Raw genomic sequence first — 15,612 nt, forward strand, 5'->3', positions numbered from 1 at the left:
ACATGGCCTGGACCCGCGAAGAAATGGCGCAGCGCGCCGCCCTGGAGCTGCAGGACGGCTTCTATGTCAACCTCGGCATCGGCCTGCCGACCCTGGTCGCCAACTACATCCCCGAAGGCATGGACGTCTGGCTGCAGAGCGAGAACGGCCTGCTCGGCATCGGCCCGTTCCCGACCGAGGCAGAGGTCGACCCCGACCTGATCAACGCCGGCAAGCAGACCGTCACCACCCTGCCGGGCAGCAGCTTCTTCGACAGCGCCGAGAGTTTCGCGATGATCCGCGGCGGCCACATCAACCTAGCCCTGCTCGGCGCCATGCAGGTGTCGGAAAAGGGCGACCTGGCCAACTGGATGATCCCCGGCAAGCTGGTCAAGGGCATGGGCGGGGCGATGGACCTGGTGGCCGGCGTGCGCCGCGTGGTGGTGCTGATGGAGCACACCGCGAAGAACGGCGACCACAAGATCCTCGCCCGCTGCGACCTGCCGCTGACCGGCGTCGGCGTGGTCGACCGCATCATCAGCGACCTGGCCGTGCTGGACGTCACCCCTGAGGGCCTCCGGCTGGTGGAGATGGCCCCGGGCGTCGACTTCGACGCGCTGCAGGCGGCGACCGGCTGCAGCATTTTGCGCTGAGCGCCCGAGCCACGCTTCACCCGTCTGGCCAGGCCGGGTATCGAGGGCTCGCGAGGCGAGCCCTGCTGCGTTACCACGGACGCCAAGGTGCCTGCTCGCCCCCGATCCTGCGCGAGCGGGAACGGGTCCCTGTGTCCTGCACCCCCTGCCACAGGGGGGGGGCAGGCAGTTCCGCGGCTGTTTTACTCGGCGTCCCCCGCGTTGGGCGCCGGTGCGCACAGGCACCCCGCCGGTCCATGGATCGGCCGCACGACCTGAGATAACAACAAGACAAGAGGGTTGGGATGATGCGAATGAAAGTGCTGTTTTGCGGGCTGCTGCTGCTCTGTTCGCCGCTCTGGGCCGACGAGCGCAGCGCCCTGCAGTTGAGCGAGCTGGACAGCCGCAGCCAGCTGCTCGGCGCCAGTGCCATGCTGTATTTCAACCCCAAGGATCGCACGCCCGATCCGCGCCTGCTCACCTCGGTATTCCAGCACCTGCAGATCCTCAAGACCGACGTGCAGCAGCTCGGTCAGCCGCCCGAGCTGGCCAGGCCGGTGCAGGCCATGCAGCAGGTGTTCAGCCAGCTCGAGGAGTTGCCGCCGGTGCGCCGCCAGGAGTATCCGCTGCTGGTGCGCCAGTTGCTGGTTCACCAGCAGGCGCTGCGCGAGGCGGCCGGCGCCGCCTATCTCCGCGAGCAGCGCGGGCTGCCGGGCGAGGCGTCGGCGCTGCTGTTCGGCGAGCAGAGCCGGGCGCTGGCCCGCTTCCTGTTCGACTACCAGTTGCGCCATTACCCGGTGACCGACAAGGAGCAGTGGCTGCTGTCCGCCGAGCAGCTGCAGACGCTCGACCAGGGCATCGAGGAGCGCTTCGGCCGGCTGCGCCAGCAGTACCCCGAGCACGCCGATGCCCTGGGCAAGCTGCATGGCAGCTACCAGTTCGTCCGCGTCCAGGTGCAGAAGGCCGACAAGCGCGCCAGCGGCGGCGCCGAGTTCTATCTCGGCCGCGCGGTCACCGACCTCGACGAGCTGGCGCTGGCCGTGGCGCAGCGCAGGCCCTGAGCGGGCAGGGCCCGCCGCCGGGAACCTGACCCGGCGGGCGAGGCGCTGCCGAGAGACCGGCCGACAGGCTGCCCGTTTCACCATGCCGATACTCCGTATGCCCAGCCCCTCCCTGTTCGTCCTGCTGGTCGCCAGCCTGGCCGCCCTCGGCCAGTTTGCCATCGCCACCTACCTGCCGGCGTTCGACGCCATCGGCGCGGACCTGGCGGCCAGTCCGGCGCAGGTGCAGCAGAGCCTGACCGCCTACCTGCTGCCGTTCGCCATGGCCATCCCCTGGCATGGCGCCATCTCCGACGCCGTCGGCCGCCGCGGCTTCATCCTCGGTGGCTTGCTGCTGTTCTGCGCCGGCTCGCTGCTCTGCGCGCTGGCGCCGAGCATCGACTGGCTGTTCGCCGGGCGCGTGCTGCAGGGGCTGTCCGCCGGGGTCGGCATCGTCGTCGGCCGCGCCATGCTGCGCGACCGCTTCGACGGCGTGCTGGCGCAGAAGCAGCTGGCCATGGTGGCCATCCTGTTTTCCCTGGCGCCGGCGCTGGCCCCGCTGTGCGGTGGCTGGCTGCTGCCGCTGGTCGGCTGGCGCGGCATCTTCATATTCCTCTGCCTGATCAGCGCGCTGCTCTGGCTGGGCTGCTGGCGCCACCTTGACGAGACCCTGGCGGCGGGGCGGCGCCAGTCGCTGCAGCCGCTGGCCCTGCTGCGCGGCTTCAACGAGCTGCTGCGCAGCGGTCGCTACCTGCTGGTGTGCCTGGCCAACGCCGGGGTGAACGCCGCCATCTACCTCTACGTACTGAGTGCGCCGACCTTCGTCACCCGCCATCTGGGCCTCGGCCCACAGTCGTTCGCCTGGCTGTTCCTGCCGATCGTCGCCGGCCTGCTGCTCGGCTCCTTCGCCGCCCACCGTATGGCCGGCCGCTTGCCGCCGGCACGCGGAGTGCTGATCGGCTACGCCGTGATGCTGGCAGCCGTCCTGCTCAACATCGGGGCTGCGCTGTGGCTGCCGGTCGGCGTGCCCTGGTCGTTGCTGGCGCTGCCGCCGTTCGCCATCGGCCTGATGCTGACCCAGCCCGGCCTGCAACTGCTGGCCCTCGACCGCTTTCCCGAGCGCCGCGGCCTGGCCTCCAGCGGCTACGTGACCCTCCAGCAGGCCGGCAACGCGCTGTCCGCGGCGCTGCTGGTGCCGCTGCTGCTCGGCAGCACGCTGAGCCTGGCGCTGGGCATGGCCGCGCTGGCCTGTCTGGCGCTGCTGGCCTTCGGCCTGGCGCAGGTCGGCGCCCGCGCGGAGCAACCGATTTCCAAGGAGCAAAACGCATGAAACCATTCGTACTGATCACCGGCGCCTCCTCGGGCATCGGTCTGGATTGTGCCCGCCTGCTGGTCGAGCAGGGCTACCGGGTGATAGGCACGGTGCGCCGCGAGGAGGATGGCCTGCGCCTTCGTGACATGCTCGGCGCGGACTTCACGCCGCTGCTGCTGGACGTCACCCACGCCGGGTCGCTGGGCGGCGCGGTGCGTCGGGTCGAGGCGCTGGTCGGCGCGGACGGGCTGGCGGCGCTGGTCAACAACGCCGGCATCGCCTCGCCCAACGGGCCGCTGCTGCTGCAGCCGCTGGAGGAGATCCGCGGCATGTTCGAGGTCAACCTGTTCGGCCTGCTCGCCGTCATCCAGGCCTTCGCGCCGCTGCTCGGTGCGCGCAAGGGCAGCGCGCGCCCGGGACGGCTGATCAACATCAGTTCGGTGTCCGGGCGGGTGGCCACGCCGCTGACCGGCGCCTATGCGGCCAGCAAGCACGCCCTGGAGGCGTTCAACGACACCCTGCGCATCGAGCTGGGCATCTACGGCATCGAGGTGGTGGCCATCGAGCCGGGGCCGATCCGCACGCCGATCTGGGGCAAGGCCAAGCCGGACCCGCGCTATGCGGGCACCGACTACGAGCCGGCGATCCACGCGCTGCTCGATCTGGCGGCGCAGAACGCGCGCAAGGGCGCGCAGGTGGAGCGGGTCAGCCAGGCCGTGCTGCACGGCCTGCGCACGCCGCGGCCGAAGCCGCGCTATCCGCTGCATCCCATGTGGCGTCTGGCCGCGCTGCTGCCGACGCGCTGGATCGACCGCATCCTGGCGCGCAAGATGGCGCTTCCGCGCCGCTAGTTCGGCCGCTGCACGAGCCGCTGCGGCCCTGGCCAGAGGAGGGCGGGGCGTGTGACTCTGCGCGGGCATGCGAGGGATGCGGCGTGCCCGGCGCCCGCTGGTACTCAAGATGGATCCTTCCCGTGCTCCCGATATCGCGAGGAGCCGGCGCGTCGCCGCGCTGACCTGTGCCATGGCCGTGCTGCTGATGCTGCTGGCCGCCTCGCTGCCGCCCTTCGCGCTTTTCGAGCAGCGCCCGCAGGACCACCTCTCGGTGCACCTGCTGCTGGAAACCTTCTCGGTGCTAGTCGCGCTGATGGTGGTGGCGATGGCCCTGCACACCCTCGACGCGGCCGACGAGGGCATGGCCCGGGTGCTGGTGTTCGGCTTCGTCGTGGTCGCCGGCATGGACATGCTGCATGCGCTGGTCTACGACGGCATGCCCTCGCTGCTCGCGGACGGCAGTACGCCCAAGGCCATCTTCTTCTGGCTGTGCGGGCGCGCCTTCGAGGTGCTGACCATGCTGCTGTTCGCCGCCCGGGTCAGCCTGCCCGGCGGGCGCCGGTGCTGGTTGCTGAGCGGCGTGGCAGCGGTGCTGGCGTTGTTCCTGGTCGGGACCTACGCCATCGACCGGCTGCCGGCGACCTTCGTCCCCGGACTCGGGGTGACGGAGTTCAAGGCGCGTCTCGAGTACCTGCTGTGCGCGGCCAACCTGGCGCTGGCGCTCTGGCTGTTCGTCGGCAGCCGCAGCGAGCCGCGGCCGCGCGGGCTGTGGTTCGCCACCTCATGCTTCGTGATGGGCATCGGCGAGCTGGCCTTCACCAGCTACCAGGCGCCTTCGGAGTTCCTCAATGTCTTCGGTCATCTGTACAAGGTGGCCGCCTACGCCTTCATCTACCGGGCGACCTTCCTCTACGGCGTGCGCGAGCCCTACGCGCGGCTCGAAGAGTCGCTGCGCGAGCTCGGCGAGCTGAAGTCGGTGCTCGATGCCCATGCGATCGTCGCCTTCACCGACGCACGCGGGATCATCACCCGGGTCAACGAGAAGTCCTGCGCGGTATCCCAGTACACCCGCAGCGAGCTGATCGGCAACTCGTTCCGGCTGGTCAACTCGGGCCATCACCCGCGCACCTTCTTCCGCGAGCTGTGGCGCACCATCAGCCGCGGCGAGGTGTGGAGCGGGGAAATCTGCAACCGGGCCAAGGACGGCTCGCTGTACTGGTTGCAGACCACCATCGTGCCGTGCCTCGGCAAGGATGGCGTGCCCGAGCAGTACATCGCCATCCGCGCCGACATCACCCGGCGCAAGCAGGCCGAGGCGGCCGCGCAACGCCTGGCCCTGCACGATGTGCTCACCGGCCTGCCGAACCGCAGCCTGGTGGCCGAGCGCCTGACCCAGGCGCTCCAGCGGGCGGCGCGGCGGGGCAGCCACGGGGCCGTGCTGCACATCGACCTCGACCACTTCAAGGAGGTCAACGACACCCTGGGGCATGCCCAGGGCGACGAGCTGCTGCGCCAGGTCGCCGGGCGGATGCTGCGGGCCCTGCGGCAGATCGATAGCGTGGCGCGTCTGGGCGGCGACGAATTCCTGGTGATGCTCGAGGACATCGGCCCGGACCGCGACAGCGCGATGGCCCATGCCGGCGATTCCGGCGAGAAGATCCGCCTGGCGCTGGCCCAGCCCTACCAACTGCTCGGCCAGCAGCTGGGCATCACGGCGAGCGTCGGCGTGGTGCTGTTCAACCAGAGCGACGAGCAGCCGGACGAGCTGATCAGGCAGGCCGAGATGGCCCTCTACCGGGCCAAGGGCGCCGGCCGCGACCAGCTGTGCTTCTTCGATCCCTCGCTGCAGGCCGAGGTCACCGCCCGCGCGCAGTTGCTGCGCGATCTGCGCCTGGCCCAGGAGCGCGGCGAGCTGCTCCTGTTCTACCAGCCGGTGGTGGATGCCCGGCGCCGCATCCTCGGCGTGGAAGCACTGCTGCGCTGGCAGCATCCCCAGCGCGGCCTGGTCTCACCGGCGCTGTTCATTCCCCTGGCCGAGCAGAGCGGGCTGATCCTGTCGATCGGCCAGTGGGTGCTGGACAGCGCCTGCCGGCAGCTCGCCGCCTGGGCCGACGAGCCGCGGCGGCGGGAGTGGACGGTCGCGGTGAACGTCAGCGCCCGGCAGTTCGCCCAGGGCGACTTCGTCTGCCGGGTCGAACAGGCGCTGCGCCACAGCGGCGCCAGCGCCGACCGCCTGCGCCTGGAGCTGACCGAAAGCATGCTGCACGACAACCTGGAAACCACCATCGGCAAGATGGAGCTGCTCCGCCGCCTGGGCGTGCGCTTCGCGCTGGACGACTTCGGCACCGGCTATTCGTCGCTGAACTACCTCAAGCGCCTGCCGCTGGACCAGCTGAAGATCGACAAGTCGTTCGTCGAGGGGGTGCAGAGCAGCAGCGATGCCGCCATCGCCCGCACCATCCTCACCCTGGCCGACAGTCTGGGTGTCGGCGTGGTCGCGGAGGGCGTGGAAACCGCCGCGCAGATGGCGTTCCTGCTGGAGAACGGCTGTGCCGCGTTCCAGGGCTACCTGTTCAGCCGGCCGGTGCCCGCCGAGGCGTTGCCCGACAGCCTGGCGCTGGCCCCGGCCTGAGCGCCGGGGCGGGCCCTCACTTGCGCGGCACGATGCCGTGCTGCGCGCGCCAGGTCGCCGGCGGCATGCCGAACTGGGCGATGAACCAGCGGGTGAAGGAGCTGGGCATCGAGTAGCCGAGCATGTCGGCGATGCGTCCCAGCGAATAGCCGGGGTTCTCCAGGTAGCGGATCACCAGGTCGCGGCGCACGCCGTTGATCAGCTCGCTGAAGCTGGCGCCGCCTTCCTCCAGGCGGCGCTGCAGGGTGCGCACGTTCATGCCCTGGGTCTGGGCGATCTGCTCGATTGTGGCGCGGCCCATCGGCAGCAGCAGGTAGATGGTCTTGCGCACGTCGAACACCAGCGAGCTCTCGCCCGCGCTCTGCAGCGAATCCAGGTAACGCCGGGCGTGGCGCGCCATGGCTTCGTTGGCCAGCGGGTTGGCGGCGTCCAGGTCGGCGGCCGGGCAGACGATGCCGTTGAACTCGCTGCCGAACTCCAGCTTGCAGCCGAAGATGCGCCGGTGCACGGTCAGGTCGGCCGGCGCCTCGTGGGTGAAGTTGACGCTGATCGGGTGCCAGTGCGCGCCGAGCAGGGCGGCGCAGAAGCGGTGCATCACCGCGACCGCCAGCTCGCTGGCCTGGCGGCTGCGCGTCGGCTCGTCGGTGATCACCTCCTCGCGGATGATCACCGTCTTGCCCGCCTCCTCGATGAAGATCGCCAGCGAGTCGTTGAGCAGGTGGCGGTACTGCACGATCACCTGCAGGGCGTCGCGCAGGGTGCGCTGGTGACTGAGCAGCAGGCTGACCTCGCCGAAGTCCGACAGCTGGCGCAGTTCGGCCATGCGCAGGCCGAACGACTCGCAGCCGCTGACCCGCGCCGATTCCTCGAGCAGGTTGACGGCGGCCGTGACCGGGATGCGGTGCTGGGGATCGTCGAGCTGGCTGGGGCTGAGGCCGACCTGGTTGAGCAGGGCGTGGGCGTTGAGGCCCAGATGGCGGGCGACTTCCTGGTAGTTGGTGAGCACGGCGGCTCGGGCGAGGGCGGTCATCTTGTTGTTTCCATGTTTTGCAAATGGCGTCCCGCTGCGCTGGCGGGGACTGCACTTATAGCCTTCGCGTCGCCAAATGAAAAGCCGGGATCGCTCTGCGGCGCGAGTTTCGGGCCGTCGGCGGGGCCGAGAAGGCGAGTTTTTCACTCGGATATTTCGCTGTCACCAAATGAAAAGTGGCTGTCGCGGAATGTAAAGCGGGGCGGGGGAGCGCTCTTTACTGTTGATCTCAAGCAATCGGCTGTCTGGCCGACCTGACTATCGAGAGCAAGGGTGCTGACGTGGAAAAACTGCAAACCGCCGCAACCGTCCTGATCGTTCCCGGGCTGCGCGACCATGTGGCCGAGCACTGGCAGACGCTGCTGGAGGCTCGCCTGGCCAAGGTGCGCTCGGTGCCGCCGCTGGAGACCGACAAGCTCAGCTGCGCCGCGCGGGTCGAGGCGATCCAGCGCGAGCTGGCGCAGATCGACGGTCCGGTGATCCTGGTGGCGCACAGCGCCGGGGTGCTGATGGTGGCGCACTGGGCGGCCCGCTACCGCCATGCCATCAAGGGCGCGCTGCTGGCCGCGCCGCCGGATCTCGAGGCGCAGTGGCCGCAGGGCTACCCGACCCCGGAAACCCTGCGCGCCAACGGCTGGGACCCGCTGCCGAGCGGCCCGCTGCCGTTCCCCAGCATCGTCGCCGCCAGCAGCAACGACCACCTGGCCAGCTTCGAGGCCGTGGCCCGCCTGGCCGACCAGTGGGGCAGCGAGCTGGTCGATTGCGGCGCCGTCGGCCACCTCAATCCTGCCGCCGGCTACGGTCCCTGGCCGCAGGCCGAGGAGTTCGTGGCGGCGCTGGACCGCCGGCAGACATTACAGCCGGCTGCCCAGGTCGCCGCGCTCTGAAAGCGATTCATCGTCAACAACAATAAAAACAAGCGGAGTCAACGCAATGCATAACAAGCAAACTCTCGGTACAACCCCGCTGCGGCGCAGCCTGCTGGCCACCGCCATCATGCTGGCCTCGCTGCCGGCCGCCCAGGCCATCGAGCTCGATCTCGGCAGCGAGGACTGGACCGCCCGTTTCGACAACACGGTCAAGTACAACTACGGGGTGCGTGCCGAGAGCGCCGACAAGCGCATGCTGGGCACGCCGAACAGCAACGACGGCGACTACAACTTCCGCCGCTCCGGCACCAACATCACCAATCGGGTCGACCTGCTGTCCGAACTGGACGTGATCTACCGGCAGTCGATGGGCTTCCGCGTCAGCGCCGCCGCCTGGTACGACAAGGCCTACGACAACACCGGCTCCAACTCCAATCCGTTCGTCAACGGCAACGGCGCGGTCAGCGGCATGATCGGCCAGCATTTCGCGGTCGGCCCGTTCGCCAGCAATGATGGCAACGTGTTCGGCAGCAGCCACCTGAGCAACTACGCCCAGCGCTACTACAGCGGCCCGTCCGGCGAGATTCTCGACGCCTTCGTGTTCTACAGCACCGAGCTGGGCGAGGAGTCGCTGCTCAGCTTCAAGGCCGGCCAGCACAACGTGTTCTGGGGCGAGACCATCCTCAACCCGGTGCACTCGGTGAGCTACGGCCAGTCCGGCCTGGACCTGGCCAAGCTGGCCGCCTCTCCGGGCACCGAGGCCAAGGAGCTGTTCGTTCCGCGCAACCAGCTGTCGATGTCCTTCACCGTCAATCCGGAACTGACCATCGGCGCCCAGTACTTCCTCGAGTGGGACGCCGCCCGCCTGCCGGAAGCTGGCACCTACTACGCCGGCTCCGACGTGGTGGGCGAGGGCGCGCAGTCCTTCCTGCTCGGCCATACCGCAGTGCCCGCCGGCCTGCTCGGCCCGAATGCGCTGACCAGCGTGCGCCGCGGCAAGGACCAGACGCCCGGCGACCGTGGCGACTGGGGCGTGATGGCCAAGTGGTCGCCGGAATGGCTGGACGGCACCCTCGGCGCCTACTACCGGCAGACTTCCGACATCCTGCCGCAGGCCGTGCTCGACGCCGGCTCGCTGACCCTGACCCAGGGCAGCTGCGTGGTGGCGCCGGGCGGCGTGGTGAACCCTGGCGCAACCGGTCTGTGCCGCCTGGTCGATTCGCTGGCCGGCACCAGCTACCAGTTCGCCTACGGCGACAAGATCGACATCTTCGGCCTCAGCCTGTCCAAGGAGATCGCCGGGGTCAGCGTCGGCAGCGACCTGAACATCCGCCACAACATGCCGCTGGCCAGCATCCCGGCCATCTACAGCCCGCTGCTGGTGAACGGCGCCGGCGCCGCGCTGCCGCCGCGCAGCGCGGGTACCGGCGTGGTGGCCAGCCTGCCCGGCGAAGGCGACAGCATGAGCGCCCGCGGCGACACCCTGCACTGGACCCTCAACGGCCTGATGACCATCGGCGACACCCCGCTGTTCGACTCCGCCAGCCTGCTGGCCGAGCTGTACTACAGCAACCTGCTGGAACTCGATAGCGAGAACGAGGCGCTGTACAAGGGCAAGAGCACCTACCGCGGCATCGACAAGCCGACCCGCGACAACTGGGGCCTGGCGGTCAACTTCACGCCGACCTGGTACCAGGTGTTCCCCGGCATCGACCTGAGCGCGCCGATGTCCATCAACATGGGCCTCGACGGCGTGTCGCCGGTCCAGGCCGGCGGTGCGGAAGACACCGGCAACTACTCCGTTGGCCTGTCCGCGGCCATCTACAACCAGTACTTCGTCGACCTGAAATACGTCGACGCCTTCGGCGAAGCCGAGAAGTGCAACGACGGTGCCACCGACGGCGCCACCCCCAACGCTCTCGATGGAACCGAACGCTACACCTGCTACGGCGGCGGTTATGCGTCCTTCTCTGGTGGCGGAGCCACCACCGAGGATCGCGGTGCGGTCTACCTGACCCTCAAAACCACTTTCTGATCGGCAACTTGCTTAGGCTCTGAGCTGGAGAACAATAAGATGAAATTCGCACGCACCTTGCTGGCAGCTTCGCTTGCGCTGGCGGCTTCCGGATCGGCTCTGGCAGCGGTATCGGCCCAGGAGGCCGCCAAGCTGGGCTCCACCCTGACCGTCATCGGCGCCGAGATGGCCGCCAATGCCGACGGTTCCATCCCCGCCTACCAGGGCGGCCTGACCACCGCGCCGGCCGGCTTCAAGGCGGGCGACACCGTGCGCCCCGACCCGTTCGCCGACGAGAAGCCGATCCTGGTGATCGACGGCAAGAACGTCGCCCAGTACAAGGACCAGCTGACCGCCGTCACCGCCGAGCTGGCCACCCGCTTCCCGAGCTTCCGCATCGAGGTCTACCCGAGCCACCGTACCGCCGCGCTGCCCAAGGCGCTGCTCGACAACACCCTGAAGAACGCCACCGGGGCCAAGTCGCTGGAGAACGGCACGGCGATCGAGAACGTCCTGCCGGGCGTGCCCTTCCCGATTCCGCAGAACGGCGCGGAAGCCATGTGGAACCACCTGCTGCGCTACCAGGGCGTCGCCTACAGCACCAAGTACGACTCCTGGAACGTCGACGCCGCCGGCAAGGCGACCCTGGCCACCACCGGCATGGCGTTCAACGGCTTCCCGATCTACGAGGACCTGAACAAGGTCATCGACGCCAAGGACACCTACTTCCAGACCAAGCTGTACTACAGCGGTCCGGCCCGTCGCGCCGGCGAGTCGCTGATGCTCAAGGACTCGGCCAACCCGCTGGCCCAGCCGCGCCGCGCCTGGCAGTACCTGCCCGGCCAGCGCCGCGTGAAGCTGGCGCCGAGCCTGGCCTACGACACGCCGAACCCGGGCACCTCCGGCTCCGGCACCTACGACGACATCTATGTCTTCAACGGCGCGCTGGACCGCTACGACTGGAAGCTGCTGGGCAAGAAGGAAATGTACGTGCCGTACAACACCTACGAGCTCACCTACGCCAAGGAGGCCAACCAGCTGACCACGCCGAACCATCTGAATCCGGACATGGTGCGCTGGGAGAAGCACCGCGTGTGGGTGGTGGAAGGCACCCTCAAGGGCGACGCCCGCCACATCTACCACAAGCGTCGCTTCTACCTCGACGAGGACACCTGGAACGCCCTGGCTTCCGACCAGTATGACGCGCGCGGCCAGCTGTATCGCGGCTCCTACAGCTTCTTCACCCAGAGCTACGACGTGGAAACCCCCAACACCGCTCCGCACGTGATCTACGACCTGATCGCCGGCACCTACAACGTCAACGGCGTGGTCGGTCCGTACGGCGGCATCAAGTACATCGAGCCGCTCTCCAAGGCCCAGTGGTCGCCGGAGTCGCTGGCCGGTGCCGGTATCCGCTGATCAAGGATGAGCAACAGGCCGCCACTTCGCGTGCCCTCCCGGGCCGCCGGGTGGCGGCCGGGAGCTTTCCGGCTCCCGATGACGTGATTCCGGGTGGCACCCTGCTGCGGCCCGGTACGGTTTCCCAAGAGGACGCGGTAATGGGTTCCTTCAAGAAGTGTGCGCTGCTGGCGCTGGGTATCGCGCTGGGTTCCTCGCTGCTGGGCACCGCCCAGGCGAACACCTTCGTGGATGTGCTGGACCTGCCGGCCCGGCCGAGCGAGCTGGCGGCACGCAGTCCGCTGCGCGACGTGGCGCGCGCCGGCGAGCGGCTGGTGGCGGTCGGCCAGCGCGGGCACATTCTCTATTCCGACGATGCCGGCAAGCGCTGGCAGCAGGCCGGCGTGCCGGTGAGTTCCGACCTCAACGCCGTGCATTTTCCCACTCCGCAGCAGGGCTGGGCGGTGGGCAACGACGGCGTGGTGCTGCACAGCAGCGACGGCGGCGCCAGCTGGGTCAGGCAGCTCGACGGCCGGCAGATCGGCGCGCTGGTGCTGGCCCACTACCAGGCGCTGGCCAGCGCCGAGCCGGACAACGAGACCTGGGCGCAGTTCGTCGCCGAGGGCGAGCGCCTGGTCGCCGAGGGCGCCGACAAGCCGTTCCTCGACGTCTGGTTCGCCGACGCCCGGCGCGGCTACGCGGTCGGCGTGTTCAACCTGATCCTGCGGACCGAGGACGGCGGCCAGAGCTGGGTGCCGCTGCAGGATCGCACCGACAACCCGCAGAGCCTGCACCTCAACGCCATCGCCGCGGTCGGCGACGAGCTGTACCTCGCCGGCGAGCAGGGCCTGCTGCTCAAGTGGGATGCCGCGCAGCAGCGCTTCGCGGCGCTGCCGTCGCCGTACCAGGGCACCTGGTTCGGCGTGGTCGGCAAGCCCGGCGAAGTGTTCGCCTACGGCCTGCGCGGGCACGTGTTCCGCAGCAGCGACGGCGGGCAGAACTGGAGCCAGGTGGACACCGGCCTGCCGGTGAGCATCACCGCCGGCACCCTGGATGCGCGCGGCGACGTCTGGCTGTTCAGCCTGGCCGGCCACGCCCTGCGCGGGCGCGGCGATGGCGCCGGCGTCGCGCTGGTGCCGCAGCAGAACCTGGCGCCGGTGACCGCGGCGGCGAGCGCCGGCGGCGCCGGCCTGGTGCTGGTCGGTGAACGTGGCGTGCGTGCGCTGCCCGTCGAATAACGATAAGAAGACAGAGCGAGTACCCAGACATGGGCAAAATCAAGCAAGACACCATGCCGGTGATCCGCGACTTGCGTGAGTTCGACCCGCGCACCGGCAATCTGCTGGAACGGCTGGTGTTCAACTACCGGCCGCTGTTCATGCTGATCATGCTGCTGGTCACCGCGGTGCTCGGCTACATGGCGGCGACCCGTCTGGAGCTGCGCCCCAGCTTCGACAAGATGATTCCGCAGAGCCAGCCGTACATCCAGAACTTCCTGGAGAACCGCAAGTCGCTGCGCGGCCTCGGCAACTCGGTGCGCGTGGTGGTGGAGAACACCCAGGGCGACATCTTCGACCCCGAGTACCTCGAGGTGCTCAAGCAGGTCAACGACGAGCTGTTCCTCGCCGAGGGCGTCGACCGCGCCTGGATGAAGTCGCTGTGGAGCCCGGCGGTGCGCTGGACCGAGGTCACCGAGGAAGGCTTCCAGGGCGGCCCGGTGATGCCCGACAACTATGCGGGCACCCCGGCCGACATCGAGCAGCTGCGGCAGAACATCAACCGCGCCGGCATCGTCGGCAGCCTGGTGGCCAGCGACTTCAAGTCGACCATGCTGGTGGTGCCGCTGCTCGACCAGGACTCGGCCACAGGCCACGGCCTCGACTACCACCAGTTCTCGCGGATGCTCGAGGAGAAACTGCGCGTCAAGTACGAGTTCGCCGGCGCCGCCAAGGCGGCGGCGAGCGGCGAGGAGGGCAGCGGCAAGTACAAGATCCGCGTGATCGGCTTCGCCAAGCTGATGGGCGACCTGATCGACGGCCTGATCCAGGTGATGCTGTTCTTCGCCATGGCGGTGGTCACCTCGCTGGTGATCATCTACCTGTACACCCGCTGCGTGCGTAGCACCCTGCTGGTGGTCGGCTGCTCGCTGGCCGCCGTGGTCTGGCAGCTGGGCATCGTCGCCTGGATGGGCTACGCCATCGACCCCTATTCGATCCTGGTGCCGTTCCTGATCTTCGCCATCGGCGTGTCCCACGCGGCGCAGAAGATGAACGGCATCATGCAGGACATCGGCCGCGGCACCCACAAGCAGGTCGCCGCGCGCTACACCTTCCGCCGGCTGTTCGTCGCCGGGGTCACCGCGCTGCTGGCCGACGCGGTGGGCTTCGCTGTGCTGATGCTGATCGACATCCCGGTGATCCAGGACCTGGCGATCACCGCCAGCATCGGCGTGGCCGTGCTGATCTTCACCTCGCTGCTGCTGATGCCGGTGGCGCTGTCCTACATCGGCGTCGGCCGCAAGGCCGCCGAGCGCGCCCTGCGCATCGACTCGCGCGCCGCCCAGCATCGCGGCTTCGGCAGGCTGTGGGACCTGCTCGACCTGTTCACCACCCGCAAGTGGGCGACCGGCGCGGTACTGGTGGCGACGCTGATGGGCGTGGGCGGCTTCCTGGTCAGCCTGCAGCTGAAGATCGGCGACCTCGACAGCGGCGCGCCGGAGCTGCGCGAGGATTCGCGCTACAACCGCGACAATGCCTACATCACCAGCCACTACGCGCTGTCCAGCGACCTGTTCGCGGTGATGATCAAGACCGCGCCGGAAGGCTGCCTGAACTACCAGACCCTGGTCCTCGCCGACCGCCTGGCCTGGGAGCTGCAGCAGCATCCGCAGGTGCAGACCACGGTGTCGTTGGTCAACGCGGTGCGCCAGATCACCGCCGGCACCTTCGAGGGCAACCCGAAGCTGAACAGCATCCAGCGCAACCAGGACATGCTCAATTACGCCGCGCAGCAGGCCTCGGTCAACGCGCCGGAGCTGTTCAACACAGACTGCTCGGTGATGCCGGTGATCGCCTACCTCAAGGACCACAAGGCCGAGACGCTGGATGAAGTGGTGGCCATCGCCGACCGCTTCGCCCGCGAGAACAGCACGCCGGAGCGCCAGTTCCTGCTCGCCGCAGGCTCAGCCGGCATCGAGGCGGCGACCAACATCGTGGTGCGCGAGGCCAACCGCACCATGCTGCTGTTCGTCTACCTGGCGGTGACCGTCTTCTGCCTGTTCACCTTCCGCAGCTGGCGGGCGACCCTGGTGGCGCTGCTGCCGCTGGTGCTGACCTCGGTGCTGTGCGAGGCGCTGATGGTGGCGATGGGCATCGGCGTCAAGGTGGCGACCCTGCCGGTGATCGCCCTCGGCGTCGGCATCGGCGTCGACTACGCCTTGTACCTGCTCAGCGTGCAGCTGCACTACCAGCGCCAGGGCATGAGCCTGTCCGACGCCTACGAGAACGCCGTGGCCTTCACCGGGCGGGTGGTCGGCCTGGTCGGCATCACCCTGGCCGCCGGCGTGGTGGGCTGGGCCTGGTCGCCGATCAAGTTCCAGGCCGACATGGGCATCCTGCTGACCTTCATGTTCCTGTGGAACATGCTCGGCGCGCTGATCCTGATCCCGGCGCTGTCCTACTTCCTGCTGCCGGACAAGCGCAGCGGGGCGGTGGCGGCCAAGGGGGTGGAGAGTGCTTCCACCCCGGCCGAGGCTCAGGTCAACCCGCAAATCCACCCCGGGTTCGAAGCGTGCGCCGAGGGTGGCTTGCTAAAAAATCAGCGGTGAATGGCCGAATCGCGATTCGCTCACCGCGCAAGCAACGGCTACGACAA

General features: G+C 68.8%; 11 protein-coding genes. 10 read left to right on the plus strand and 1 reads right to left on the minus strand.

What is annotated here, in order from left to right; translation table 11 throughout:
• Positions 1-2 precede the first annotated feature (2 nt).
• The 5 genes from BLT78_RS05265 to BLT78_RS05285 all read left to right on the plus strand — a co-directional run bounded on the left by BLT78_RS05265 (position 3) and on the right by BLT78_RS05285 (position 6,428).
• Complete coding sequence (locus BLT78_RS05265) at positions 3-632, plus strand: CoA transferase subunit B (protein ID WP_090347955.1); 630 nt, start codon at positions 3-5, stop codon at positions 630-632.
• 293 nt (positions 633-925) lie between these two features.
• Positions 926-1,672: a hypothetical protein gene (locus BLT78_RS05270; RefSeq protein ID WP_090347956.1), complete on the plus strand. Its 747-nt coding sequence runs from the start codon at positions 926-928 to the stop codon at positions 1,670-1,672.
• 97 nt (positions 1,673-1,769) lie between these two features.
• Positions 1,770-2,981: a multidrug effflux MFS transporter gene (locus tag BLT78_RS05275; protein ID WP_090347957.1), complete on the plus strand. Its 1,212-nt coding sequence runs from the start codon at positions 1,770-1,772 to the stop codon at positions 2,979-2,981.
• Positions 2,978-3,814, plus strand: a complete 837-nt coding sequence (locus tag BLT78_RS05280; RefSeq protein WP_090347958.1) for an SDR family oxidoreductase — start codon at positions 2,978-2,980, stop codon at positions 3,812-3,814. The genes BLT78_RS05275 and BLT78_RS05280 overlap by 4 nt, the downstream gene beginning before the upstream one ends.
• A gap of 109 nt (positions 3,815-3,923) precedes the next feature.
• Complete coding sequence (locus BLT78_RS05285) at positions 3,924-6,428, plus strand: bifunctional diguanylate cyclase/phosphodiesterase (RefSeq protein ID WP_090352155.1); 2,505 nt, start codon at positions 3,924-3,926, stop codon at positions 6,426-6,428.
• 16 nt (positions 6,429-6,444) lie between these two features.
• Here BLT78_RS05285 and BLT78_RS05290 read toward each other — a convergent pair whose 3' ends face one another.
• Positions 6,445-7,458 (minus strand): AraC family transcriptional regulator, encoded by a 1,014-nt coding sequence (locus tag BLT78_RS05290; RefSeq protein ID WP_090347959.1) that lies wholly within the window; start codon positions 7,456-7,458, stop codon positions 6,445-6,447.
• Positions 7,459-7,739: 281 nt separating this feature from the next.
• Here BLT78_RS05290 and BLT78_RS05295 point away from each other — a divergent pair, with 281 nt between their 5' ends.
• From BLT78_RS05295 to BLT78_RS05315, 5 genes are all read left to right on the plus strand, one after another.
• Complete coding sequence (locus BLT78_RS05295) at positions 7,740-8,345, plus strand: RBBP9/YdeN family alpha/beta hydrolase (RefSeq protein ID WP_090347960.1); 606 nt, start codon at positions 7,740-7,742, stop codon at positions 8,343-8,345.
• A 46-nt stretch (positions 8,346-8,391) separates the two neighbouring features.
• Complete coding sequence (locus BLT78_RS05300; protein WP_090347961.1) at positions 8,392-10,362, plus strand: DUF1302 domain-containing protein; 1,971 nt, start codon at positions 8,392-8,394, stop codon at positions 10,360-10,362.
• A gap of 39 nt (positions 10,363-10,401) precedes the next feature.
• Positions 10,402-11,760, plus strand: a complete 1,359-nt coding sequence (locus tag BLT78_RS05305; RefSeq protein ID WP_090347962.1) for a DUF1329 domain-containing protein — start codon at positions 10,402-10,404, stop codon at positions 11,758-11,760.
• A 140-nt stretch (positions 11,761-11,900) separates the two neighbouring features.
• The gene (locus BLT78_RS05310) at positions 11,901-12,977 is read left to right on the plus strand and encodes a WD40/YVTN/BNR-like repeat-containing protein (protein ID WP_090347963.1); all 1,077 of its coding nucleotides are present in this window, start codon (positions 11,901-11,903) and stop codon (positions 12,975-12,977) included.
• 29 nt (positions 12,978-13,006) lie between these two features.
• Positions 13,007-15,565, plus strand: a complete 2,559-nt coding sequence (locus BLT78_RS05315; RefSeq protein ID WP_090347964.1) for an efflux RND transporter permease subunit — start codon at positions 13,007-13,009, stop codon at positions 15,563-15,565.
• The last annotated feature ends 47 nt before the right edge of the window (positions 15,566-15,612 follow it).

The sequence above is a fragment of the Pseudomonas oryzae genome (genome assembly GCF_900104805.1).
Classification (GTDB): domain Bacteria; phylum Pseudomonadota; class Gammaproteobacteria; order Pseudomonadales; family Pseudomonadaceae; genus Geopseudomonas; species Geopseudomonas oryzae.

Coding starts and splice junctions, on each gene's coding strand:
- BLT78_RS05265 (WP_090347955.1), top strand. CDS start 3: ATGGCCTGGACCCGCGAAGAAATGGCGCAGCGCGCCGCCCTGGAGCTG.
- BLT78_RS05270 (WP_090347956.1), top strand. CDS start 926: ATGAAAGTGCTGTTTTGCGGGCTGCTGCTGCTCTGTTCGCCGCTCTGG.
- BLT78_RS05275 (WP_090347957.1), top strand. CDS start 1,770: ATGCCCAGCCCCTCCCTGTTCGTCCTGCTGGTCGCCAGCCTGGCCGCC.
- BLT78_RS05280 (WP_090347958.1), top strand. CDS start 2,978: ATGAAACCATTCGTACTGATCACCGGCGCCTCCTCGGGCATCGGTCTG.
- BLT78_RS05285 (WP_090352155.1), top strand. CDS start 3,924: ATGGATCCTTCCCGTGCTCCCGATATCGCGAGGAGCCGGCGCGTCGCC.
- BLT78_RS05290 (WP_090347959.1), bottom strand. CDS start 7,458: ATGACCGCCCTCGCCCGAGCCGCCGTGCTCACCAACTACCAGGAAGTC.
- BLT78_RS05300 (WP_090347961.1), top strand. CDS start 8,392: ATGCATAACAAGCAAACTCTCGGTACAACCCCGCTGCGGCGCAGCCTG.
- BLT78_RS05305 (WP_090347962.1), top strand. CDS start 10,402: ATGAAATTCGCACGCACCTTGCTGGCAGCTTCGCTTGCGCTGGCGGCT.
- BLT78_RS05310 (WP_090347963.1), top strand. CDS start 11,901: ATGGGTTCCTTCAAGAAGTGTGCGCTGCTGGCGCTGGGTATCGCGCTG.
- BLT78_RS05315 (WP_090347964.1), top strand. CDS start 13,007: ATGGGCAAAATCAAGCAAGACACCATGCCGGTGATCCGCGACTTGCGT.